This window comes from Mesorhizobium monacense, assembly GCF_056781675.1.
In genome coordinates this window covers 1,717,268-1,739,346 of sequence record NZ_CM165567.1, presented here as the reverse complement: position 1 = coordinate 1,739,346, position 22,079 = coordinate 1,717,268, and the positions used below count along the sequence as shown (strand labels likewise).

Annotated in this window: 22 protein-coding genes; 11 read left to right on the top strand and 11 right to left on the bottom strand. The window is 64.0% G+C overall.

The genetic code is table 11. From position 1 onward, the window contains the following. Nucleotides 1-6 precede the first annotated feature (6 nt). From AC1RUK_RS08050 to AC1RUK_RS08035, 4 genes are all read right to left on the bottom strand, one after another. Nucleotides 7-129 (bottom strand): capsid protein, encoded by a 123-nt coding sequence (locus AC1RUK_RS08050; RefSeq protein ID WP_436172215.1) that lies wholly within the window; start codon nucleotides 127-129, stop codon nucleotides 7-9. Between the two features lie 84 nt (nucleotides 130-213). Next, complete coding sequence (locus AC1RUK_RS08045; RefSeq protein ID WP_481836041.1) at nucleotides 214-2,289, bottom strand: prolyl oligopeptidase family serine peptidase; 2,076 nt, start codon at nucleotides 2,287-2,289, stop codon at nucleotides 214-216. Between the two features lie 106 nt (nucleotides 2,290-2,395). Next, nucleotides 2,396-3,556 carry an MFS transporter gene (locus AC1RUK_RS08040; RefSeq protein ID WP_481836042.1) on the bottom strand — a complete coding sequence of 387 codons (1,161 nt, stop codon included), beginning with the start codon at nucleotides 3,554-3,556 and terminating at the stop codon, nucleotides 2,396-2,398. A 75-nt stretch (nucleotides 3,557-3,631) separates the two neighbouring features. Then, nucleotides 3,632-4,807, bottom strand: coding sequence for an MFS transporter (locus tag AC1RUK_RS08035; protein WP_481836043.1), 1,176 nt, complete (start codon nucleotides 4,805-4,807; stop codon nucleotides 3,632-3,634). 249 nt (nucleotides 4,808-5,056) lie between these two features. On the opposite strand from AC1RUK_RS08035, the gene AC1RUK_RS08030 reads away from it, so the two are divergent. From AC1RUK_RS08030 to AC1RUK_RS08020, 3 genes are all read left to right on the top strand, one after another. Then, complete coding sequence (locus AC1RUK_RS08030) at nucleotides 5,057-6,634, top strand: trimethylamine methyltransferase family protein (protein WP_481836044.1); 1,578 nt, start codon at nucleotides 5,057-5,059, stop codon at nucleotides 6,632-6,634. Nucleotides 6,635-6,729: 95 nt separating this feature from the next. Then, nucleotides 6,730-9,300 (top strand): GcvT family protein, encoded by a 2,571-nt coding sequence (locus AC1RUK_RS08025; RefSeq protein ID WP_481836045.1) that lies wholly within the window; start codon nucleotides 6,730-6,732, stop codon nucleotides 9,298-9,300. A gap of 9 nt (nucleotides 9,301-9,309) precedes the next feature. Continuing rightward, on the top strand, nucleotides 9,310-10,665 hold the full coding sequence (locus tag AC1RUK_RS08020) for a M24 family metallopeptidase (protein WP_481836046.1): 1,356 nt from the start codon (nucleotides 9,310-9,312) through the stop codon (nucleotides 10,663-10,665). Nucleotides 10,666-10,667: 2 nt separating this feature from the next. Here the strand turns inward: AC1RUK_RS08020 and AC1RUK_RS08015 are convergent, their stop codons facing one another. Continuing rightward, nucleotides 10,668-11,468 (bottom strand): phosphate/phosphite/phosphonate ABC transporter substrate-binding protein, encoded by an 801-nt coding sequence (locus tag AC1RUK_RS08015; protein ID WP_481836047.1) that lies wholly within the window; start codon nucleotides 11,466-11,468, stop codon nucleotides 10,668-10,670. Nucleotides 11,469-11,552: 84 nt separating this feature from the next. Then, entirely contained in the window at nucleotides 11,553-12,563 is a 1,011-nt protein-coding gene (locus AC1RUK_RS08010) for a fatty acid desaturase (RefSeq protein WP_481836048.1), read from the bottom strand. Between the two features lie 228 nt (nucleotides 12,564-12,791). On the opposite strand from AC1RUK_RS08010, the gene AC1RUK_RS08005 reads away from it, so the two are divergent. Both AC1RUK_RS08005 and bmt read left to right on the top strand, forming a co-directional pair. Then, the gene (locus AC1RUK_RS08005; RefSeq protein WP_481836049.1) at nucleotides 12,792-13,634 is read left to right on the top strand and encodes a helix-turn-helix domain-containing protein; all 843 of its coding nucleotides are present in this window, start codon (nucleotides 12,792-12,794) and stop codon (nucleotides 13,632-13,634) included. Nucleotides 13,635-13,721: 87 nt separating this feature from the next. Then, a complete protein-coding gene (bmt, locus tag AC1RUK_RS08000; RefSeq protein ID WP_481836050.1) occupies nucleotides 13,722-14,738 on the top strand; it encodes a betaine--homocysteine S-methyltransferase in 1,017 nt (338 codons plus the stop codon). 32 nt (nucleotides 14,739-14,770) lie between these two features. Here the strand turns inward: bmt and AC1RUK_RS07995 are convergent, their stop codons facing one another. The 3 genes from AC1RUK_RS07995 to AC1RUK_RS07985 form a co-directional block, all read right to left on the bottom strand. Further along, entirely contained in the window at nucleotides 14,771-14,953 is a 183-nt protein-coding gene (locus AC1RUK_RS07995) for a hypothetical protein (protein ID WP_481836051.1), read from the bottom strand. Nucleotides 14,954-15,256: 303 nt separating this feature from the next. Further along, nucleotides 15,257-17,365, bottom strand: a complete 2,109-nt coding sequence (locus AC1RUK_RS07990; protein WP_481836052.1) for a vWA domain-containing protein — start codon at nucleotides 17,363-17,365, stop codon at nucleotides 15,257-15,259. A gap of 2 nt (nucleotides 17,366-17,367) precedes the next feature. Beyond that, complete coding sequence (locus AC1RUK_RS07985) at nucleotides 17,368-17,928, bottom strand: RNA polymerase sigma factor (RefSeq protein ID WP_481839551.1); 561 nt, start codon at nucleotides 17,926-17,928, stop codon at nucleotides 17,368-17,370. Between the two features lie 170 nt (nucleotides 17,929-18,098). On the opposite strand from AC1RUK_RS07985, the gene AC1RUK_RS07980 reads away from it, so the two are divergent. From AC1RUK_RS07980 to AC1RUK_RS07955, 6 genes are all read left to right on the top strand, one after another. Beyond that, entirely contained in the window at nucleotides 18,099-18,422 is a 324-nt protein-coding gene (locus AC1RUK_RS07980) for an ArsR/SmtB family transcription factor (protein ID WP_481836053.1), read from the top strand. Next, entirely contained in the window at nucleotides 18,419-18,829 is a 411-nt protein-coding gene (locus AC1RUK_RS07975; protein ID WP_436172251.1) for an SRPBCC family protein, read from the top strand. The genes AC1RUK_RS07980 and AC1RUK_RS07975 overlap by 4 nt, the downstream gene beginning before the upstream one ends. 79 nt (nucleotides 18,830-18,908) lie before the next feature. Beyond that, nucleotides 18,909-19,301, top strand: a complete 393-nt coding sequence (locus tag AC1RUK_RS07970) for a VOC family protein (RefSeq protein ID WP_481836054.1) — start codon at nucleotides 18,909-18,911, stop codon at nucleotides 19,299-19,301. A 37-nt stretch (nucleotides 19,302-19,338) separates the two neighbouring features. Further along, the gene (locus AC1RUK_RS07965) at nucleotides 19,339-19,560 is read left to right on the top strand and encodes a hypothetical protein (RefSeq protein WP_481836055.1); all 222 of its coding nucleotides are present in this window, start codon (nucleotides 19,339-19,341) and stop codon (nucleotides 19,558-19,560) included. A gap of 8 nt (nucleotides 19,561-19,568) precedes the next feature. Next, a complete protein-coding gene (locus tag AC1RUK_RS07960; RefSeq protein ID WP_481836056.1) occupies nucleotides 19,569-20,018 on the top strand; it encodes a DUF1801 domain-containing protein in 450 nt (149 codons plus the stop codon). 34 nt (nucleotides 20,019-20,052) lie between these two features. Continuing rightward, nucleotides 20,053-20,460, top strand: a complete 408-nt coding sequence (locus AC1RUK_RS07955; protein ID WP_481836057.1) for a DUF1801 domain-containing protein — start codon at nucleotides 20,053-20,055, stop codon at nucleotides 20,458-20,460. Between the two features lie 25 nt (nucleotides 20,461-20,485). On the opposite strand, the gene AC1RUK_RS07950 is transcribed toward AC1RUK_RS07955, so the two are convergent. Further along, nucleotides 20,486-21,217 carry a dienelactone hydrolase family protein gene (locus AC1RUK_RS07950; RefSeq protein WP_481836058.1) on the bottom strand — a complete coding sequence of 244 codons (732 nt, stop codon included), beginning with the start codon at nucleotides 21,215-21,217 and terminating at the stop codon, nucleotides 20,486-20,488. Nucleotides 21,218-21,318: 101 nt separating this feature from the next. After that, a complete protein-coding gene (locus AC1RUK_RS07945; protein ID WP_481836059.1) occupies nucleotides 21,319-21,996 on the bottom strand; it encodes a hypothetical protein in 678 nt (225 codons plus the stop codon). Nucleotides 21,997-22,079: the final 83 nt, after the last annotated feature.

Here is a 22,079-nt window from a genome sequence, read left to right as displayed (position 1 = left end):
GATTCGTCAGAGGAGAGCCGGAGGCGAATAGCCGATGCGGGCGCACAGGCGCAGAAGCTCGGCACGCAGCGTGCGCGGTGACGGCGTCACCGCCACCCCGAATGCGCTGGATGTCTTCATCAGAGCCATGGCGGCACCTTAAGCCGCCTGAGGCCTTGTGTTCAAGCCGTGCCAAGTCTTTCGAAGGAGCATCGGATCATCCGAAAACCGATTTCACTTTTCGGTCCGATGCTCCAGTGCCCTTTGCAGAAACACATAGCGCATCGCGGCCTGCGCCGCCTGCGGCCGGCGGTCGCCGCGCCCGCCATGCCCGCCCTCGGTCTCCTCGAAGAACAGCGCTTTCGCATGGCCGGCGGCCTGCAGCCGCGCCGTCATCTTGCGGGCATGGCCGGGATGGACGCGGTCGTCAGCGGTCGAGGTGGTCAAGAGCACCGGCGGATAGGCGGCGTCGACCTCGACATGCTGATAGGGCGAATAGGCGCCAAGCCAGGCCGCCTCTTCCGGCTTCGTGGGATCGCCATATTCGGCCATCCACGAAGCGCCGGGCGGCAATTCGGTGTAGCGCAACATGTCGAGCAGCGGCACGTCGATGATGACGGCGCCGAACAGCTCCGGGCGCTGCGTCAGCGAGACGCCGGTCAGCAGGCCGCCATTCGAGCCGCCTTGGATGCCGAGCGAAGCCGCGGTGGCGACCCCGCGCCTGACGGCGTCCTGTGCCACCGCGGCGAAATCATCGAAGGCGTTCTGGCGGTTGCCCTTGAGCGCCGCCTGGTGCCAGGCCGGGCCGAACTCGCCACCGCCGCGGATGTTGGCCTGCACATAGGCATTGCCCTTCTCCAGCCATAGCCTGCCGCGCACGCCGGCATAGCCGGGCAGCAGCGGCACTTCGAACCCGCCATAGCCGTAGAGCAGCGTCGGCACCGGCCCTTTCTGGTCGCGCCGCCGGACGACGAAATACGGGATCATGGTACCGTCCTTCGAGCGCGCCTCGAACTGCTCGGAGACATAGGGCGAAGCATCGAAACGCGCCGGCTGCGACTTCACCGTCGCCAGCGTCTCGCCATCGTTGTCCGACCAGATGATCGAGCTCGGGGTCAGGAAATCGGTGAAGGAGAAGGACACGCTGGCGCCAAAATGCTCGGCATGACTGATGCCGACATTGCCGTTTTCGGGTAGTGCGACTGGCTTGAGCGACCAACCGCTGCCCACGCGGTCGCAGGCAATGACCTTGCCGCGCACATTGTCCATCAGGTTGATGAACAGTCGCGCCTCTGTGCGCGCGAGCCCGGCGATCGAGACCCGGTGCGCTGGCTCGAGCACGGTTTTGACAGGCCCCAGCGCGCCGGTTTCGATCCAACGCTCGAAATCCACCGAATAGAGAGCGTCGGGCAGGCAGCCTGTGCCGTCCGGCGCGGTCCACGGGCTGCGCACGCCGAAGATGAGCTGCCCCTTGAAGATCGCCGTGTCGGTGACGTCGTCCGGCAGCGGGATGCGCCTGTTCTCGCCTGAAGGCAGGCGCAGGAAGCTGTGCGAGGAGAAGAAGTCGATGGTGCGGGCAAGGAACAGGTGCCGCCTGTCGCCGTCGATCTCGAGCCCGCCGCCGGCCGCGAGATCCTGCTTCTCAGCCTCGAAGATCGGCGTCGCGTCCTGCAGCCTAGTGCCGCGCCGCCAGAGCTTGACCACGCGCGGATAGCCGGACTGGGTCTTGTCCTCCTCCTCGAAGGCGGCCGAGACGATCACCGTATCCTTGTCCAGCCAGGAAAAACCCGATTTGGAGGCCGGCGCGCGAAAGCCGTCCTCGACGAAGGATTTCGCCGCGATGTCGAACTCGCGCATCTCGCTGGCATCGCCGCCATCCGGCGACATCGAGACCATGCAGAGATTGAAGTCCGGGCAGAGGCGGCTGGCCCCACTGAACACCCATTTCACGCCTTCCTTGGCCGAGAGCACGTCGAAGTCGACGATCGTCTCCCATTGCGGCTTGTCGGTCTTGTAGGAGGCGACCGTGGTGCGGCGCCAGAGGCCCAGCACATTGGTCCTGTCTTGCCAGAAATTGTAGACATGGCCATTGAGCGCGGCGCCGACGGCGATGTTGTCCTCGGCCGTCATCAGGTCGAGCGCGGTTTCGAACGCGGCCCGGTAGGACGGATCGCCCTGCAATTCGCCGACCGTGACCTCATTCTGGCGATGCACCCAGTCGAGCGCCTCTTTGCCGTTCCGGTCCTCCAGCCAGAGGAAGGGGTCTTCGCCGGCGGCTTCGGTCTGGCGTTTTGTCGTCGATTGGGTCACGCGTGGTCTCCGAGATATTGTCAGGCGGCCTTGCCTACATCGCGTCGCAGGCGTCCACATTCAAGATGATGGCGTAAGGTCATCGCGACCGAAAGCGGCTTTGCCTTCACACCATCCGCCGTCGCGCAACGGTTGCCACCGCCAGTGCCAGGCAGATCGCGCCGAGCGTCAGCGGCAAGCCGGACGCGCCGATCACATCCATGACGCCGCCAGTGAGCGGCGGCACGAGGATGCCGCCGACGCCCCACATCAGCGAGAAGGCGGCGTTGCCGGCGACCAGCGCCGAGCCGGTGAAGCGCTCGCCGAGCTCGATGATCGACATCGTGTAGATGCCGTAGGAAACCGCGCCCCAGATGAAGACGCACGGCCAGATCAGCGGCGTCTCGATGAGCAGCGGCAGCAGCGCGCAGCCGAGCACGGTCAGCGACACGCAGATGAAGCGCACGAGCCGTGCCGTCAGCCGCTCTGCCAGCAAGCCCAGCGGCACCTGCATGGCGATGTTGCCGGCAATCATCATCGACAACAGCGCAGACATGCGCGCTTCCGCAATGCCGTAATGGGTCCCATAGACCGGCAGCAGCGCCAGCACGCCCTGTTCGAAGCCTGCGGCCACGACCACCGCCGACAGCAGCAGCCATGCCAGGGGTATGAACCCCATGACCGAAACCCGGTGCCCGGCCTCGTCGACTTTAGGCAACCGAGGCAGCACCAGCGCCAGGCAGCCGCCGCAAAAGACGAAGGCGGCAATTCCTACCAGAAACGGCGGCCAGCCCTCGGTGCCGACGGCAAGCAGGCAGAGCGGACCGGCGGCGAAGCCGGCCGAAATGATCGTCGAATAGACGCCCATGACGCGACCGCGCCGTGACGGCGGCGCCAGTGCGATCACCCAGATTTCGCTCAGCACATAAAGCGGGTTGGTGACCACGCCGATCAGGAAGCGCAGCGGAAACCACAGATAGACATTCTGCGTCCAACCGATCAGCGCCAGCACGATTGCCGACAGTGCAGCGCAGGTCAGTGCGGTCCGCCCTGCCCCGAACCGCCGCGCCAGCGCTGGGATCAGCGGTGACGACAGGATGAAGCCGACCGGCGTCATCGCCGCCGAAAGCCCGATCATGGCCGGCGAGATGCCCTGGCGCTGCAGGATGAAGCTGAGCAGCGGATAGGAAAGCCCTTGCGCGATGGCGAACACCGAAACGGTCGCGATCACGCCGGTGATCGCCGCCCATTGCATCGGTTCGTCTCGGCTTGCTTCCGCCAGATCCATGGCGGCAGCCTTAGCGGGTTGCCTCGACGGCCGTTAGTCCCGCCGGCGAAAACCGCTTGCTCCAGCCAACGCCTGTCAGGAGCTTTTGCGCCTGGCCGAGCGGTAGAGCGCGAACGCCACCAGCAGCGCATCGAGCCCGGCGATCACCACAGGCAGGCCGAGCGGGCCGATCGCCTGCATCAGCGCGCCTGCGCCGGGCGGGCCGACAATGCCGCCGGCGCCCCACATCAGCGCGAAGGCGGCGTTGCCGGCGACAAGTGCTGTTCCCCTGAACCGGCTGCCGAGCTCGACCAGGGCCATCGTATAGACGCCGTAGCCGACAGCGCCCATCACCACCAGCACCGGCCAGACCATCGGCGTCGTGATCAGCACGGGCAGCGAGAGCGCGCAAGCCGCCGTCGCCAGCGCGCAAAAGACGATCATCGCTCGGCCACCGAAGCGTTCGGCCATCAGTCCAAGCGGGATCTGCAGCAGGATGTTGCCGGCCGACAGCGCCGTCACCAGCGCCGCCAGTCTCGCCTCTGGTAGATCATAGCCAGCGCCGAAGACCGGGATCAAAGCATAGGTGCTTTGCTGCACCGCCGCCGAAACCAGCACCGCCAGCAGCAGCGCCGGCGCCAGCTTGGCGAAGCCGACAAGTCCGCCGGAAGCCTGGCCGTCTTCCTCGAAACCGGTCAGCTTCGACGACACAGCGCGCAGGATCAGCGCGCAGAGCGCAAAGCCTGCAATCGCAGCGATGAACGGAGGCCATCCAGAGGCGCCGACGGTGATCAGGATCAGCGGCCCCGCCGCATAGCCGGCGCCCATCAGCGCATTGAACACCCCCATCACCCTCCCGCGGCGCGACGGCGGCGCCAGCGACAGCGCCCACACCTCGCCAAGCACATAGAGCGGGTTGATGACCACGCCGACGAGAAAGCGGAGGACGAACCAGGCGACCCAGTCCTGCAGGTAGCCGATCGCCAGGAAGCACAGCGCCCCGGCCAGCGAGCAGCCGACGGCGAGATTGCGTGCGCCGAAGCGCCGCACGGCAGCCGGCACGAACGACGCTGAGAGAATCAGGCCAACCGGCATCATCGCGGCGGAAAGACCGATCAGCGCCGGCGACATGCCTTGCCGCTGCATCAAGAGCGTGAACAGCGGATAGCTCAACCCTTGCGCGGCGCCGAACATGGCGAGCGCCGCGGTGACGCCGGCAAGGGCTGACCATTGCGTTGCCGCCTCGCCATCGCTCGAATCGGTCGCGACCATTGTCCATCCGTGTGAAAACGCCCGCCCTGCGGTCGGCATGCTATCCGGCTAGCGGCTCGAACCGGGAAAAGGAAGGGCCGCACCGGCAAATCCGCTGCGCCAAGTCATCCGGGCGGCGCGGGTACCAGCAATCCTGCTGCCCCCTTCCGGCATGTCGCTTCCCTCGCCCTAGTGGTCGCCGCCTCCGCAATGGCCGGAGAGCCGGCGGTCCATTATGCCGCCGCATTATCGCAGCGTACGAGGCCTTTCATGACCGCCGCCCTTCACCCCGCCGAACCGGCACTGGCAACCGACCGCGCCCGTCGCGGCGGCCGCGCGGGAAAGCGCGCCAGCGGCTCGGCGGCGTTCGAACAGCCGGCTTTCCGGCAGCTCAAAAACCCGCTGACGCCGACCAAGCTGGTGTCCGATGACGAGTTGGAATCGATCCACCTCGCCTCCTTGCGGGTGCTCAGGGAGATCGGCGTCGACGTGCTGCACGACGAAGCCCGGCGCATCATGAAGGCGCATGGCGCCGATGTGCGCGAAGGCAGCGAGCGGGTGCGCTTCGACAGCGACATGATCCTCGACCTGGTTTCGCACTGCCCGCCGGAATTCACCATCCACGCCCGCAACCCGGCGCACAATGTGCGCTTCGGCGGCAACAATTTGATCATCTCGATGATGGCATCGGCGCCCAATTGCTCCGACATCGATCGCGGCCGCCGGCCGGGCAACCAGGCGGACTACCGCAACTTCCTGCGGCTTACGCAGATGCACAACATCCTGAACTGCACCGGCGGCTACCCGGTCGAGCCCATCGACATCCACCCGTCGGTCCGCCACCTCGAATGCATCCGCGACCTCAGCCTGCTCACCGACAAGGTGTTCCACATCTATTCGCTCGGCAAGGAGCGCAATGTCGACGGCATCGAGATTGCCAGGATCGCCCGCGGCGTCAGCCACGAGCAGTTGCTCGAAGAGCCCTCCGTCTTCACCATCATCAACACCAATTCGCCGCTCAAGCTCGACGTGCCGATGATGGAAGGCATCATCCAGATGTCGAGCAAGGGCCAGGTCGTCATCGTCACGCCGTTCACGCTCTCCGGCGCGATGGCCCCGGTGACCATCGCCGGCGCGCTGGTGCAGCAGAACGCCGAGGCATTGTCCGGCATCGCCTTCGCACAGATGGTGAGGAAGGGCGCGCCTGTCGGCTATGGCGGTTTCACCTCCAATGTCGACATGAAGTCCGGCGCGCCGGCCTTCGGCACGCCCGAATACATGAAGGCCCAGCTGGTCGGCGGCCAGCTTGCCCGCCGCTACAACATCCCCTACCGCACCTCCAACACCTGCGCCGCCAACACGGTCGACGCGCAGGCCGCCTATGAAAGCGTGTTCTCGCTGTGGGGCGCCATCCAGGGCGGCGGCAATCTGATGATGCATGCGGCAGGCTGGCTCGAAGGCGGCCTGCGCTGCTCCTACGAAAAAACCATCCTCGACATCGACCTGTTGCAGATGGTGGCCGAATTTCTGACCCCTCTTGACCTGTCCGAGGAGGCCCTTGGCTTCGACGCCATCCAGTCGGTCGGCCCGGGCGGCCATTTCTTCGGCACCCAGCATACGCAGGACCGTTACAAGACCGCCTTCTATGCGCCGATCCTTTCCGACTGGCGCAATTTCGAAACCTGGGCGGAAGCCGGGTCGCCGACGGCGATCGAGAAGGCAAACAAGGTCTGGAAGGAGCGGCTGGCTTCCTATGAGGAGCCTTACATCGACCCGGCGATCCGCGAGGAACTCAACGACTTCGTCGACAAGCGCCGCGCCGAAGGCGGCGCGCCGACCGATTTCTGACCGACAAGCAGCGGCGCATTGACTTCCGTGTCGAGGCGCGGGCTCATCGCTGACCAATCATCTGATTCAGTTTACGCAAAGACGGATCTATCTTCATGAAATCTCATGTAAAAGCGGTAGTCATCGGCGGCGGTGTCGTCGGCTGCTCGGTGCTCTACCACCTGGCCAAGGCCGGCTGGACCGACATCATGCTGATCGAGCGCTCGGAGCTGACGTCCGGCTCGTCCTGGCACGCGGCGGGCGGCTTCCACACGCTGAACGGCGACCCCAACGTCGCCAAGCTGCAGGCCTATACAGTGCAGCTCTACAAGGAGATCGAGGAGATCTCCGGCCAGTCCTGCTCGCTGCACCTGACCGGCGGCGTGATGATGGCCGACACGCCCGAGCGCATGGACTTCCTGCGGCTGGCCCACGCCAAGGGCCGCTATCTCGGCATGGACACCGAACTGATCACGCCGTCCGAAGCCAAGGCGATGTTCCCGCTGATGGACGAGACCAATTTCGTTGGCGCCATGTGGGATCCGGTCGAAGGTCATCTCGATCCCTCCGGCACCACCATCGCCTATTCCAAGGCGGCGAAGAAGCTCGGCGCCGAGATCGTGCTGCGCAACCGCGTCGTCGAACTGACGCAGGAGGTCGACGGCACCTGGAACGTCGTCACCGAGCAAGGCACGGTGAAGGCCGAGCATGTCGTCAACTGCGGCGGACTGTGGGCACGCGAGATCGGCCGCATGGTCGGCGTCGAACTGCCGGTCCTGGCCATGGAGCACATGTACCTGCTCACCGAGCCGATGCCGGAGGTCGAAGAGTTCAACAAGTCGACCGGCCGCGAGATGATCGGAGTGCTCGACTTCAAGGGCGAGATCTACACCCGCCAGGAGCGCAACGGCATCCTGCTCGGCACCTACGAAAAAGCCTGCAAGCCGTGGTCGCCGGTCAACACGCCGTGGGATTTCGGCCATGAGCTGCTGCAGCCCGACATCGACCGCATCGCGCCGTCGCTGGAGATCGGCTTCAAGCATTTCCCCGGCATCGAGAAGGCCGGCATCAAGCAGATCATCAACGGCCCCTTCACCTTCGCGCTCGACGGCAACCCGCTGGTCGGCCCGGTGCAGGGCCTGACCAATTTCTGGTGCGCCTGCGCCGTCATGGCCGGCTTCAGCCAGGGCGGCGGCGTCGGCCTCGCGCTGTCGAACTGGATGGTGCATGGCGATCCGGGCTTCGATGTCTGGGGCATGGACGTTGCGCGCTTCGGCGAATGGGCGAGCTTGCGCTATACCAACGCCAAGGTGCGCGAGAACTATTCGCGCCGCTTCTCGATCCGCTTCCCCAACGAGGAACTGCCCGCCGCTCGGCCGGCCCAGACGACGCCGCTCTACGACACCATGCTCGCCAACAACGCCGTGATGGGCGACAGCTGGGGTCTGGAAACCCCGCTCTGGTTCGCGCCGAAGAGCAAGGAACCGAAGGACATCGTCTCCTTCCACCGCTCGAACGACTTCGGCCCGATCGGCGAGGAAGTGCGCGCCACCCGTGAAAGGGTCGGCGTCACCGAGATTGCCAACTTCGCCAAATACGAAGTGTCGGGACCAGTGGCCGAGGATTTCCTCAACCGGTTGATGACCAATCGCATGCCGAAGACCGGCCGCATCGTGCTGACGCCGATGGTCAACGAATTCGGCAAGCTGATCGGCGACTTCACCATCGCCAAGGCGGGCGAAGATCGTTTCATGATCTGGGGCTCGTCGGCCGCGCAAAAATACCACATGCGCTGGTTCGAGAAGCATCTGCCGAAGGATGGTTCTGTCCGCATCCACCGCTTCGACCAGACGCTGGTCGGCCTGTCGATCGCCGGGCCGAAATCCCGCGACTTGCTGCAGAAGCTGGTCGATGTCGACATCTCGACCAAGGCTTTCCGCTTCATGGATTTCCGCGAGATGGCGGTCGGCGGCGCGCCCTGCATGGTCAACCGCATCACCTATACCGGCGACCTCGGCTACGAGATCTGGATGGCGCCGGCCTACCAGCGCCTGGTCTACAAGGCGATCAAGGACGCCGGCGAGGAATTCGGTCTGGTCGATTTCGGCATGCGCGCTTTGCTCTCGATGCGCCTCGAGAAGAACTTCCCGACCTGGTTCCGCGAACTGCGCCCGATCTACGGACCGTTCGAGGGTTCGATGGACCGCTTCATCAAGCTGGAGAAGAACGACTTCATCGGTCGCGAGGCATCGGCGAAGGAGCACGCCGAAGGGCCAAAACTGCGCCGCGTCTCCTTCATCGTCGATGCGGCGGACGCCGACGTCATGGGCGACGAGCCGATCTGGGCCAAGGTCAGCAAGGACTACGGCACGGTGGAAAAGCCGCATGGCTACGGCGCGCCGCGCTTCGACACGTCAGGCAAGGAAGTGCGCGGATCGAAGGCCGCTGAAGGCGCGTCCGCCGTGCGCGGCATCGTCGATGGCGACTGGCGTGTGGTCGGCTGGGTCACTTCGGGCGGCTATGCGCACTATGTCCAGAAGTCGATGGCGCAAGGCTATGTGCCGGCAGCCCTTGCCGAGGATGAAAGTGCCGGCCTGTTCGAGATCGAGATCCTCGGCCATCGCCGTCCGGCCCGCATCAATGTCGAAGCGCCTTTCGACCCGAGCGGCGAGAAGATGCGGACCTGAGGTTCGACCATGGACAGCGCGGTGCCAAAGGGCAGCTTTGGCCGTCATCGCAAGATCATGCCGTTCGAACCCGGCTCGATCGAGGCGCTGCGCGAGGACTCGCGCCAGAAGGCGGCTTCGCTCAACCAGCATGTTCTTGGCTACGGTGCGACTGCCGAAGGCGAGTGGGCAGCAGCAGGCATTGCCGCGCCCGACTTGGCTGCGATGCGCAAATACCGGCTCGAGCGCATCCGCGCCGAGCTGAAGCGCCGCGGCTATGCCGGAGCCCTGCTCTATGACCCCATCAACATCCGCTACGCCACCGACTCGACCAACATGCAGCTCTGGGTCGCACACAACCCGACCCGCCACTGCTTCGTCGCCACCGAAGGCCCGGTGGTGCTGTTCGACTATTTTTCCTGCGAGCACCTGTCCGACCATTCCGGCGTCGTCGACGAGGTACGGCCGGCCGTGTCGTGGATGTATCTCTACAGCGGTGAACTGACCGAACTGAAAGTGCGCCGCTGGGCCGCCGGCATCGCCGATCTGGTCAGGGAACATGGCGGCGGCAACGGCCGGATCGCGGTCGACCACATCAATCCCGAAGGCGTCGAGGAACTCGCTCGTCTGGGCGTGACGATCGGCAATGGCGAAGCTGTGATGGAGAATGCGCGGCTGATCAAATCGCCGGACGAGATTCTCGCCATGCGCCGGGCGATCGTCGCTTGCGAAGCGGCGATGGGCGAAATGGAACAGGCGCTGAAGCCGGGCATTTCCGAGAACGAACTTTGGGCCGAACTGCACCGCGGCAACATCGCGCGCGGCGGCGAATGGATCGAGACCCGGCTGCTGTCATCCGGTCCGCGCACCAATCCCTGGTTCCAGGAAAGCTCGTCGCGCATCATCGAGGCCGGCGACCTCGTTGCCTTCGACACCGACCTGATCGGCCCTTACGGTTTCTGCGCCGACCTGTCCCGCACCTGGCTCTGCGGCGACGGGAGACCGACGAACGTGCAGCGTGATCTCTACCGCATCTCCGCCGACCAGATCGCTCACAACACCGCGCTGATGCAGCCGGGCACGTCCTTCCGCGACCTCGTCGAACGCTCGGCGGTGCCGCCGGGCGATTGCTTCCCGACCCGCTACGGCGTGCTTTACCACGGCGTCGGTCTGGCCGATGAGTATCCGACGCTGCCGCACGCCAGCGACTGGACGGCGGATACGCCGGACGGTGTGATCGAACCCGGCATGGTGCTGTGCGTCGAAAGCTACATCGGCCGACTGGGCGGGCACGAGGGCGTCAAGATCGAGGAGCAGATCCTGATCACCGAGACCGGCAACGAGCAGCTTTCGAACTATCCGCTCGACGAGCGCCTGCTGGGCTGAGCCTATCCGAGACCCGCGACGGCCTCCCGCAAGGCGGCCACCGTCTTGTCCGGCGTCGTCCTGGCGGTGATGAACGGCAGGCCCTTGCGCCGGCCTGTCCAGCCGACGATCTTCACCTGCCGCGCCGCCGGCTCGAAGCGCTGCGCCAGCGCCCAACTCTCGCAGTCGATAGCCGCGACATCCGCCCTGCCTTCGGCGATGGCGACGATCGAGGACCGGTGGCCGCCGCTCGGGCTGCGCGACGCGAAGAGATCGAGGCTTTCGCCCATAGCCTCCAGATCGCGCTTCAGTCCGAGGAAGCCGGACATGGAGCCGGTGTCGTTGAAGGTAAAGCGCTTGCCGCGCAGGAGGTCGAGCGGGATCAGCGGAGTGCCGTCAACCGGCGACGCAACCGATGGCCCGCCATCCGCCCGCATCACCAGCACGCTGGAATAGAGCTCGCCCTGCCCGCCCTCATAGGCATCGTAGCTCGGCTGGGCGATAACCTGGACATGCGCGGACAGGCCGAGGTCCATCGGCCCCCAGCAGGTCTGCCCGAAGAGCAGCGCCGGGTGCAGCCAGAGCCTGTGAAAATCGAGTTCGTCCGGCGGCAGCGTCACCGGATCAGGCGCGATAACCTTGCCCTCGTCGTCGCGGATACCACCCGGCACTGGCGGCAGGTCGCCATTGACGCGGGCAAGCGCTTCGGGCGCGTCGATGCCCTTTTTGCGGAAGGCGTCGCGCAGCAACGCCCATTGCGCGTCGACCTCGCCCCGCATTTCGGGCCAGTCATACATCGGCAAGGCCGCAACGAATTCGCTCATGCCGGGATTGGACCGCTATTGTTGGAAACTGACAAGATCATGGGTGCGAGCCGCCTGGCATCGCCGCCGGCAATGCCGCAAAAATCATTCCTTCGGCGGCTCGGCGGGAACCGGCGCGCTGCCAAGTCCGGAGACACTGCGCGCCCTGACGCGTGGCTTGAACGCTCGGCCCGGCTCAGGCGCACGCCTGAGCACCGGGTGAACGATCGGCTCTTTGGCCTTGAAGGCATGCGCCTTGAGCAGCGCGAAATAGTTCGGATAGGCATAGCCATTGTTCATCCGAAGCCACTCGTCGCGACGGTCGCGGAACAGCTTCGGCAGCCGGTACCAGGCCACTGTCGGGCTCTTGTGATGGACGAAATGCAGATTGTTGTTGAGGAACAGAAAGGACAGCGGCGACCGTTCGACGATCACCGTGCGTCCCTCGGGATGTTCCGACCACTGGTGTTCGGCATAAGTGCGGATCGAGATTAGCGATTGGCCGAGCCACACCGGCACCAGAATGTAGAGCCACAGCGGAATGCCGAAGCCGAACTTGACGACCGGCAACACTACGGCGAGGCCGATGGCGTGCAGCAGCCAGGCCTTGCGGATCGCCTTGTCGCCGGCAGCAATCTGCTTGGCATCGTCGATGAAGAAGCCGATACAGGACAGCCAGGGGCCAAAGATAAAACGGCCAACCATGGTGTTGTTGATCTTCAGCAGGAATTTCATCGCCGGCGGCAAGTCGTCGTGGTGCCAGAGCGCCTTGTAATAGCTTTCGGGATCGTCCAGCGGATCGGTCAGCCGCTCGTCCGCATGATGCCGCAGATGAATGGTCTTGAACCGGCGAAATGGCCAGACAAGGCCGATCGGCAGGAAGACGAAGGCCTCGTTGATCCGTGCGTTGCGCGTCGGATGACCGTGCAACACTTCGTGCATGATTGATGATTGCAGTGCGGCGGTAAAAGCCAGGATGGCGAGGGCCAGGATCGGATAGGAAGGCCAGACAAGGAAGCCAGCGACGAGCCAGACACCGTAACAGAAGAAGGTGAGAAACACGGTCGGCCATTCGATGGCCGGTGCACTGCTGCGTTTCTTGCTTATGCTCGTCATGCGATCGACCACTGCCTTTCAGTCGCCGGAACCCCTCTGATTCCTGACAGCATTGTGTCAGGAGTGTCGCGTTGCAGCAACGCGACAATGCGCACAAACTGTTGCGACTGCGAATTTTCAGCCGCATATGTTATGTTTTGTAAACAGCAGCGAGGATTCATTTACGCCTGAGCCCTGATCCCGGCGGCCTCAGAGCAATTTTTTCCTCCCACTTACTGGAGCGAAACTATGGACAAACGTGACCTGTCGACGATCTTCCGCGAGCGCCTGAAAATGCTCTTGACACGGTCCGAGCTGAACCAATCGGCCTTCGCGACCGCGGTGGGCATCGACCGTTCGGCGCTGTCGCAACTGCTCTCAGGTGCCTCCACTCGCCTGCCCCGCGCCGAGACGCTGCTCAACATCGCCGCCGAATTCAAAGTGTCGCTGGACTGGCTGCTCGGCCTCAGCCAGGACGAGGGCGTCACCGGCGAAATCCGCGAAAGCCTGGAGATCGAGGAGGCGCCCGACGGCTTCGACCGCACGCTGCTCGCCAAATGGCATGCCGAGGCCGCGGGCACCAAGATACGCTATGTGCCCGCGGGCATTCCGGACCTGCTGCGCACCGAAGCGCTGGTCGAGTACGAGGCTGGCATCACCAACAAGAGCCGCGAGGCGCAGGCCGGCGAGACCCAGTACCGCATCGACTACAACCGCCGCCCGGAAACCGACATGGAAGTCTGCATGCCGCGCCACACGCTGGAGATCTTCGCGCGCGGTCTTGGCGTGTGGGATCGCTTCCCCGAGACAGACCGCCGCCAGCAGCTCCTGCATATGGCGACGCTGCTCGACGACCTTTATCCCACCTTCCGACTGTTCCTCTACGACGGGCGTATGCGCTATTCGATCCCCTACACCATTTTCGGGCCCTATCGCGCCGCGATCTATGTCGGCGACATGTATCTGGTGCTGAACGCAACACAGCCGATCCGCACCTTGACCAGCCATTTCGACAATCTGATCCGCGCCGCCGACATCAATGCTCATGAATCGGCTGCCTTCGCGCAAAGGCTGGCCGACATGCGATTTTGATGGCAAGCGGCCTGCTTCGACATTGACGACATATAAAGAGTTCTTTATATCGTTATCTCACAGATATCCCGGAAGGCGTATGTCATCATGACCAATCTGATCGAAGCGCTGCTTGCCGAAAAAGGCGTTCTGCTCGCCGATGGCGCCACCGGCACCAATTTGTTCGCGATGGGGCTCGAGGCCGGCGAGGCGCCGGAATTGCTGAACGAAACCGCGCCCGCCACCATCACCAGCCTGCACCAGAACTTTGTCGATGCCGGCGCCGATATCATCCTGACCAATTCCTTCGGCGGCACGCGCCACCGGCTGAAGCTGCACCATGCGCAGGACCGCGTGCATGCGCTGAACAAGCGCGCCGCCGAGATCGCCCGCGCGGTTGCCGACAAGGCCGGCCGCAAGGTGATCGTCGCCGGCTCGGTCGGCCCGACCGGTGAATTGCTGGTGCCGCTCGGCGCCATGACCTATGACGAGGCGGTCGACGCCTTCGCCGAACAGATCGAAGGCCTCAAGGCTGGCGGCGCCGAAGTCGCCTGGATCGAGACGATGTCGGCGCCGGACGAAATCCGCGCCGCCGCCGAGGCGGCGATCCGCGTCGGCCTGCCCTACACCTATACCGGCTCCTTCGACACCGCCGGCCGCACCATGATGGGCCTGCTGCCGAAGGACATCCACGGCGTCGTCGACGGACTTTCGCAAAGCCCGCTTGGCGTTGGCGCCAATTGCGGTGTCGGCGCGTCCGACATCCTGGCGTCGCTGCTCGACATGACCGAGGCGAAGCCGGAGGCAACGGTGATCGTCAAGGGCAACTGCGGCATCCCGGAATTCCGCGGCACCGAGATCCACTATTCCGGCACGCCGGAGCTGATGGCCGACTATGTCCGGCTCGCCGTCGACGCCGGCGCAAAGATCGTCGGCGGTTGCTGCGGCACCTCGTTCCAGCACCTTGCCGCCATGCGCAAGGCGCTGGACGCGCACACCAAGGCGGATCGGCCGACCGTCGAGACGATCGTCGAGCGCATCGGCCCAATGCGCAACAAGGTGGCGACGGCAAACACCGCCGAGACGAGCGAAGCCCGCCGCGAACGCCGTCGCGGCCGGGCCTGATCCGATCTCGATCCGACCGTTTTCTGTTTCGGCTATTCGCTGTTTTCGGCGTAGCTTGACTGGGCCGACTTGAAGTCCGTCCCGGCCGCATCGCTGCGCATTGTCATCAGGGCTCCCGACGACTGTGGGTCGCTGATCTGCTCCAGCATGACCCGAAAGCGATCATTGGTCAGCGCCGACTTCGCCGTGTTACGCGCCGCATCGACATCGTCCATGATGCGTCTGGCTTCCGGCGAAGGCGCCGACGAGGCGGTCGACTGAACGTCCCGTGCAGCCGGCATTGAAGTCGCAATGTCTCTGATCAGCAATTCCGGCCCCCACAAGCCCGTACATTAGCCCTGCATAACAAGAGGGGATTGCGATCCTGTTCCGGAAAAGCCGCGCAATTTAACGATTGCCGGCAGTGCCAGTCGAAAAAAGGCCGGCAAGGTTTCCCCCGCCGGCCTGCCTCACCCGCCCGTAGGCCGGTTCCCCCCATCAGACGATCCCCGTCTGAATGGAACCGGCCGTCATTGCCACTACCGGTTACCACCCAGCGCCGAGGCAAGGCGCACAAGCGACAGGAATTCCGACCTGTACCCAAACGGGTCGGCTCCTCGGGCGGCGGTGGCAATCTCCATGATCTTGTCGTAGCCGAACTTCGCGGTGGCATCCTCGTCGCGCAGCTTCTGGCCGAAGGCGGCGACCGCGACGGAGAAGCGCTGGTCGGTGCCGGCCTGGTCGAAAGACTCAACCTCGTTGGCGGACGTCACCGGCGTCGTGATCAGCTTCGAAACGTCCTCGTTGGGCAGCTTGTAGCGGATCTTGACGAAGGCATATTCGTCCGCATTGGCGACACCGCCATTGTTCACCGTTGCCTGGCCGTAGCGCAGCGGGTCGATCTGCTCGCCGCCGCCGCCCTTCGGCGTGATCTCGTAGATCGCCGTCACCGAATGACCGGAGCCGATATCGCCGGCATCGACGCGGTCGTTGTTGAAATCCTCGCGGCTAAGCGCCCGGGTTTCATAACCGATCAGCCGGTATTCCGAGACCTTGTTCGGGTTGAACTCGACCTGGATCTTCACGTCCTTGGCGATGGTGAACAGAGTCGAGGATGCATCCTCGACCAGGACCTTCTCGGCCTCGGCGAGCGTGTCGATATAGGCAGCGGTGCCGTTACCGTTCTGGGCGATGGTCTGCATCATCTGATCGTTCAAATTGCCGCGGCCGAAGCCGAACACCGACAGGAAGACGCCGGTCTTGCGCTCCTGCTCGATCAATCGCTTCAGGTCGTCGTCATCTGTCTGCCCGACATTGAAGTCGCCGTCTGTGGCGAGCATCACACGGTTGATGCCGTCCTTGACGAAGGACTTTTGCGCCAGCCTGTAGGCTTCCTTGATGCCCGCCTCGCCCGCTGTGCTGCCGCCGGGCGTCAAGGTGTCGATGGCATGAAGGATCTTGTCCTTCTCGACAACCTTGGTCGGCTCCAGGACGGTGCCGGCTTCGCCCGCATAGGTCACGATCGAGACCGTGTCGTCGGGCTTCAGCTTGTTGACGAGGAGCCTGAAGGCCGACTGCAGAAGCGGCAGCTTGTCCTGCTCGTTCATCGAGCCCGACACGTCGATCAGGAACACCAGATTGGCCTTGGGCTGCTCGACCTGCTTGACGTCAAAGCCCTTGATGGCGACGTGCATCAGCTTGGTGTGCCCGTTCCACGGCGTCGGCATGACGCTGACGGTCGAGTTGAACGGCGTCGATGCGGAGTCCGGCCCCTTCCAGTCGTAGGGGAAGTAGTTGACCATCTCCTCGACGCGCACCGTATCGGCCTGCGGGAGGTACCCTTCCTTCAGCGAGCGCCGCACGAACGAATAAGAGGCGGTGTCGACGTCGATCGAGAAGGTCGAAACCGGATCCTCGAGTGCGGCATGCACCGGATTGGTCTTGAAGTCCTCGACACGATCGTTGTTTTCCTGTTGCGGCAGCAACTGGTCTACTGGCGCGGTCGAAGGCTGCACCATCAGCTTGGATTCGGCCGCCGTGCCGGGCATGCGGCCCCGCGCGGCATCCGCGGGGGCTGCAGCGCCGCCGTCCAGCGCAACCACACCGTTGGCCGTCGGCGCGGGCGCCGGCTCGGTGCGTTGAAGCGCGTCCTGCCGCACCAGGCCACCCACTTCCTGCGCTTCGGATTTCGGCGGCGAAACCGGCGCGACCAGTGCTTCCGCGGCGTCGCGGCTTTCGCTGTCGGTGTCTTTCTTCAGCTTGTCGGCCTCGGCAGGCATCGACTTGACCGTCGCCGGCCCGTTGGTCGCTGGTTTGTCGGCCAGCGTTTCGGTGATCTTCTCGTCGCCGGCGAATGTCGATGGTTGTTCCCTCAGCATATGGAAGGTGGCGTATCCGGCGATCGGCAGGGCGACGAGCCCGGCAATGGCCGGCGTGGCGATGAGTTTCTTTTGCATGATCTCTCTCCAGAGCTTTTGTGCTCGCTCTGTGAGACGAAGCCCGCCAACCGATCCTTGGGCGGGGGCAAAAGTATTTTCTTCGAGGTCATAGGCGCGCATGGCGGCCGCGAAGGCGCGCGCCTTGGCATCCTCGCTGGGTGCCGGTGCTGCGATGTCGCGCAGCCTCTCGAGTTCGTTGTCGTCGACCATGGTCACACTTCCCCGGCTGAACGCATCAACGTCTTCAGCCGTTTCTTCGCCTCATGGATGTGCCAGGAAACCGTCGTCTCCGAGATCGCCATCGCCTCGGCGGCGGCCGCGTGGCTCAAGCCTTCGCCATAGACCAGAAGCACCGCGTCGCGCTGCTTGTCCGGCAGCTTGCGCACCGCCGCCCACAGCGCCTCGGCCGGATCCTCCGGCTCGGCTTCGGCCTCGCCCGAGATCAGCGCGTGCACGCCATAGGCTTCGGTCTTGGCGGTGTCGCGGGCGGTCTTGCGCATCATGTCACGCGCCGCGTTCAGCGTCATGGTGTAGAGCCATGTCGTGAAGGCGCCGCGGCCATGATAGTCGCGAATCGCGCGGCCGAGCCTGACACAGACTTCCTGGGCGATGTCCTCGGCGTCGGCCTTCCTGCCGCACCAGCGATAGGCGGCGCGATAGACGAAGCCGTAGTGCCTTTCGAGCAATTTGCTGAAAGCACCCCTGTCTCCGCCCTTCGCCCGCCCGATCAACTCGGCGTCGGAGGCTTCGCTTTCGTCGAGCATCATCGCCATCATTTGCCTGTTGGACGCAGGCTAATGGCGATTCCTTGGGGTGATGGAAAGATTTTTTTCGGGAAGCGATCGGATCGTGTCCATGGCCATCCCAGAGCAGGTTCCGGCTTGACTCATCCATATCCCGACAGTTATACGTCAATCAATAGCCAGCAGGTTATCGATCCCAGATGCCGAACGCTCACGATGTGCTCTTCAGAACCCTCGCCGATCCGACACGGCGCGCTATATTCGAGCGCCTGTGCCGGGAAGGAGAGCAGACGGTCGGGGCACTGACATCACAGTCCGGAGTCTCGCAGCCGGCGGTCTCAAAGCATCTCGGCGTTCTGAGGCAAGCAGGCCTGGTGCGCGACCGCCATGAAGGACGACAGACCCATTATAGCGCGCAACTCGGCGCGCTTTCCCCGCTGATCGACTGGACAAGCCGGATGGCCGGCTTCTGGGAAACCCGGTTCGACGACCTCGAGGATCTGCTTAAAAGAATGGACCAATGACCAATACTGCGACCGAAACCCGCGCCGTCATTGTCGAACGTGAAATCCCTTTTCCGCCGGAAAAGATCTGGCGCGCGCTCACCCAACCGCACCTTATCGAGGAGTGGCTCATGAAGAACAGCTTCAAGCCAGTCGTGGACCACCGTTTCAGTCTTAGCGCAGACTGGGGCGCCGTCGACTGCCAGGTCCAGACAGTCGAGCCCAACAAGACGTTGTCCTACACGTGGGACACCAAGGATCTCGAGAGCGTGGTCACCTGGACGCTCACGCCCACGAGCACGGGGACACGCCTGCGCATGGAGCAGACGGGCTTCCGGCCGGATCAACGGCCATATTACCAGGGCGCCACGGTCGGGTGGCAGAGGTTTTTTGCAGCCCTGGAGCAGGTCCTCGCCCGGCTGGACTGAAGTCTGCCGGCACAACTCAAGAGCACGCCCGTGTTCAACCAAGCGGTACATCGCTCACGAGAGCAATGGAGGAAAGACGATGAAGATCAAGCTGACCAGCATCTACGTAGACGACCAGGAAAAAGCTTTGGGCTTCTACACCGACGTGCTGGGCCTGACCAAGAAAGCCGATTTCAGCAATGGGCCGTTTCGCTGGCTGACTGTGGCCTCGCCCGACGAGCTTGAAGGAACCGAGCTGCAGTTGGCGCTCAACGACAACCCGGCAGCCAAGGCCTACCAGCAAGCCATATTCAAGCAGGGCCAGCCCGCGGTGATGTTCTTTACCGACGACATCAAGGGCGACTACGAGCGCATCAAGGGGCGCGGCGCGGGTTTCGCCATGCCGCCGACCGATGTCACCGGCTCGACCATCGCCCAGTTGAACGACACCTGCGGCAATCTCGTCCAGATCACGCAGCTGGCGCGCTGGTAGGCGAGCCCGGCGTTCGTATCTTTCAGAGGAGGTCGCATTGAACTTTAGCAAGTGGATTCGCCAGATTCACCGCTGGCTGTCGATCATCTTTACGGTGACCGTCATCGCCAACTTCGTCGTCATGGCAATAGGGGAGCCTCCCGCCTGGGTGGTCTATTCGCCGCTCCTGCCGCTCTTCCTGCTGCTGTTTTCTGGCCTGTACATGTTCGTGCTGCCATATGCCGCCAGTTCTCGCGACGAGCAACGCGCGGGCGGATAGGAGGCACGATGGCCAAGGCGCACGGGAAATCGACGCTTCCCGAGCAGGTCGGCACGAAGCCGGCCCTGCTTTCGGGCGGCAATCCGCAGATCGCGAAGGCCTATGGCGACGCCCCTGTGCAGGCCTACATCGCGGCCATGCCGGGCTGGAAGAGCGACGTCGGGCGCCGTCTCGATGCGCTCATCGAGCGCACCGTTCCCGGCGTGCACAAGGCAGTCAAATGGAACTCGCCGCTCTATGGCATCGAGGGCCAGGGCTGGTTCCTCGGTCTCCATTGCTTCACGAAATACGTCAAGGTGGCTTTCTTCCGTGGCGCGTCGCTACATCCTGTTCCGCCTGGTGCCTCCAAGACCAAGGACACGCGCTACCTCGACATCCATGAGGACGACGAGTTCGACGAAGCCCAGTTCACCGCCTGGGTGAAGCAAGCCAGCCAATTGCCTGGCGAACGAATGTGAGCGGCACGACAACAAAGGAGGAAACGACGACACCATGAAGAAGAGCGGCTCGACGGAAGGAACCGGAGGGAAATCTCCCTCCCAGCTCATCGATGCGAGAATCATCGAGCTGGGCGACTGGCGAGGCGAGATGCTCAGCCGGCTCCGTGCCTTGATCAAGGAAGCCGACCCCGAAGTGGTCGAGGAATGGAAATGGCGGGGCGTTCCGGTGTGGGAGCACGCCGGCATGATCTGCACCGGCGAGACCTACAAGGCTGTCGTCAAGATGACCTTCGCCAAGGGCGCCTCGTTGGAAGACCCATCCGGTCTCTTCAACTCCAGCCTCGAAGGCAACACCAGGCGCGCCATCGACTTCCATGAAGGCGAGACGATCAACGAGGAAGCACTGAAGGCGCTCATCCGTGCCGCCGTGGCCTTGAACACGTCGGTGCGAGCGCGGTGAGACAGGCCGCGTCGCGATAGCGCGACTAGGCAAGGGTCTCCGCAAACAGCGTTGTCAGCCGTTTCCAGTGGCGCTCGGCGCCGGCAGCATCATAGACGCTATGGTCCGGAACGCACCAGCCATGCGCCATGCCGACATAGTTCTCGATGACATGGTCGACTTCCGCCACCCGCAGCGCCTCGACCAGCCGCGCCGACTGTTCCGGCGGGAAGCTGCGGTCGATGCCGGATGTGCCGACATAGACACGCGCCTTCATCGACGCCGCCTTGCGGTGCGGGCTGTCGGCGGCATCGCTGGCCAGATTGCCGCCATGGAAACTGGCCGCGGCAGCGATGCGGTCCGGATAGGTCGCCGCCGCGTTCAGCGCTCGCGCGCCGCCCATGCAATAGCCTACAACGCCTATTGGTCCGGTGATGTCCTCGGCGGCCAGCGCATCGAGAAACGCGCCACCGTCGCGGATGGTCATGTCTTGCGTCGTCCCACCGCTCAACGCCGACAGCGCAGCCTTGCTCTTTTCCTCGCCAAAAGCCGTCTTGGGGTCGAAAGGGCCATAGGGCACATTGCGATAAAAGAGATCGGGCACCAGCACGGCATAGCCATGCCCGGCGAGGCGCTCGGCCATCTGGTCGAGCGCCGGACGCGGGCCGAAGACATCCATATAGAGGATGACACCGGCCTTGGCTGGAGCCGCCGGGCGAAACAGCTTCGCTCTGGCCGTGCCGTCCTGGGTCTTGATCTCAATGTCCTGCTTCGCCATCACGCGCTCCGTTGCCTTGTTGCGCGATACATATCCGCACGGGCCTTCACGACAAGTCGTAAGCTGGCCGTCCCATTCAAGATTTCGTGCTGGCTTCTGCTCTACAGGCCGGCGAAACTCGCCATGTGAAAGGCCTGAACGTCGGGGGGATAGCGATAGGCCGTGCCATACGGACAGGCATTACGGTCGAGGCAGCCACCCGTCCGGCATGGCACGCCCTGCCCCCGGACATGTGCAAGACAAGCCTGATAGGCAAAGCCATCCAGCGAATAGGCGTCGACCGGACAGGATTTCAGGCAAGGCTTCTCGACACATGCGTCGCAAAGGTGAATCGCTTCCTGAGCTTCCGGAAGCGCGATCTCATCCTCGAACAGCAGCGCGCCGCGATAGGCATGCCATAGCCCGTATTGCGGATGCATGAGGATGCCAAGCGGCGACGGCTTCAGCCCGTCCGCCCGCATCGCCCATTGCTGGAACGGGAGATACGGCCGGTCGGAAGGCGAGACGGCACGCGCACCGAATTCTTCCGCCACCGCGCCGAGCACCGCGCGCGACCAGGTGTCGAGCGGGTTGGCCATCGTCTGAGGTTGCTTCTCCCGCCAACACAGGAAATGCGGCCATGGCTCGGCACCCGCCTGCCCCACCAACAGGACGGATCTGGCCGGCAGGCTTGTCGGACCGGAAGCGGCCTCCTCGCCATCGGCGAAGATGAAGCCGCCGCGCAGGATCAGGCCATCACGCGCCAGCGCCGATACGATGCTGTCGATCTTGCCGCGCAAACATCATCCCTTCTTGTCCGGTTCGGAGAAGGCGCTCCGCCAGACTTCCTTGTGGATGATGTTGGCGACTTTAGCCCCGCCTG

What these genes read in the sequence shown, in the direction of transcription:
- AC1RUK_RS08050 (WP_436172215.1), bottom strand. Translation starts at nt 129, where the DNA reads ATGGCTCTGATGAAGACATCCAGCGCATTCGGGGTGGCGGTGACGCCG.
- AC1RUK_RS08040 (WP_481836042.1), bottom strand. Translation starts at nt 3,556, where the DNA reads ATGGATCTGGCGGAAGCAAGCCGAGACGAACCGATGCAATGGGCGGCG.
- AC1RUK_RS08035 (WP_481836043.1), bottom strand. Translation starts at nt 4,807, where the DNA reads ATGGTCGCGACCGATTCGAGCGATGGCGAGGCGGCAACGCAATGGTCA.
- AC1RUK_RS08030 (WP_481836044.1), top strand. Translation starts at nt 5,057, where the DNA reads ATGACCGCCGCCCTTCACCCCGCCGAACCGGCACTGGCAACCGACCGC.
- AC1RUK_RS08025 (WP_481836045.1), top strand. Translation starts at nt 6,730, where the DNA reads ATGAAATCTCATGTAAAAGCGGTAGTCATCGGCGGCGGTGTCGTCGGC.
- AC1RUK_RS08020 (WP_481836046.1), top strand. Translation starts at nt 9,310, where the DNA reads ATGGACAGCGCGGTGCCAAAGGGCAGCTTTGGCCGTCATCGCAAGATC.
- AC1RUK_RS08015 (WP_481836047.1), bottom strand. Translation starts at nt 11,468, where the DNA reads ATGAGCGAATTCGTTGCGGCCTTGCCGATGTATGACTGGCCCGAAATG.
- AC1RUK_RS08010 (WP_481836048.1), bottom strand. Translation starts at nt 12,563, where the DNA reads ATGACGAGCATAAGCAAGAAACGCAGCAGTGCACCGGCCATCGAATGG.
- AC1RUK_RS08005 (WP_481836049.1), top strand. Translation starts at nt 12,792, where the DNA reads ATGGACAAACGTGACCTGTCGACGATCTTCCGCGAGCGCCTGAAAATG.
- bmt (WP_481836050.1), top strand. Translation starts at nt 13,722, where the DNA reads ATGACCAATCTGATCGAAGCGCTGCTTGCCGAAAAAGGCGTTCTGCTC.
- AC1RUK_RS07995 (WP_481836051.1), bottom strand. Translation starts at nt 14,953, where the DNA reads ATGGACGATGTCGATGCGGCGCGTAACACGGCGAAGTCGGCGCTGACC.
- AC1RUK_RS07990 (WP_481836052.1), bottom strand. Translation starts at nt 17,365, where the DNA reads ATGGTCGACGACAACGAACTCGAGAGGCTGCGCGACATCGCAGCACCG.
- AC1RUK_RS07985 (WP_481839551.1), bottom strand. Translation starts at nt 17,928, where the DNA reads ATGGCGATGATGCTCGACGAAAGCGAAGCCTCCGACGCCGAGTTGATC.
- AC1RUK_RS07980 (WP_481836053.1), top strand. Translation starts at nt 18,099, where the DNA reads ATGCCGAACGCTCACGATGTGCTCTTCAGAACCCTCGCCGATCCGACA.
- AC1RUK_RS07975 (WP_436172251.1), top strand. Translation starts at nt 18,419, where the DNA reads ATGACCAATACTGCGACCGAAACCCGCGCCGTCATTGTCGAACGTGAA.
- AC1RUK_RS07970 (WP_481836054.1), top strand. Translation starts at nt 18,909, where the DNA reads ATGAAGATCAAGCTGACCAGCATCTACGTAGACGACCAGGAAAAAGCT.
- AC1RUK_RS07960 (WP_481836056.1), top strand. Translation starts at nt 19,569, where the DNA reads ATGGCCAAGGCGCACGGGAAATCGACGCTTCCCGAGCAGGTCGGCACG.
- AC1RUK_RS07955 (WP_481836057.1), top strand. Translation starts at nt 20,053, where the DNA reads ATGAAGAAGAGCGGCTCGACGGAAGGAACCGGAGGGAAATCTCCCTCC.
- AC1RUK_RS07950 (WP_481836058.1), bottom strand. Translation starts at nt 21,217, where the DNA reads ATGGCGAAGCAGGACATTGAGATCAAGACCCAGGACGGCACGGCCAGA.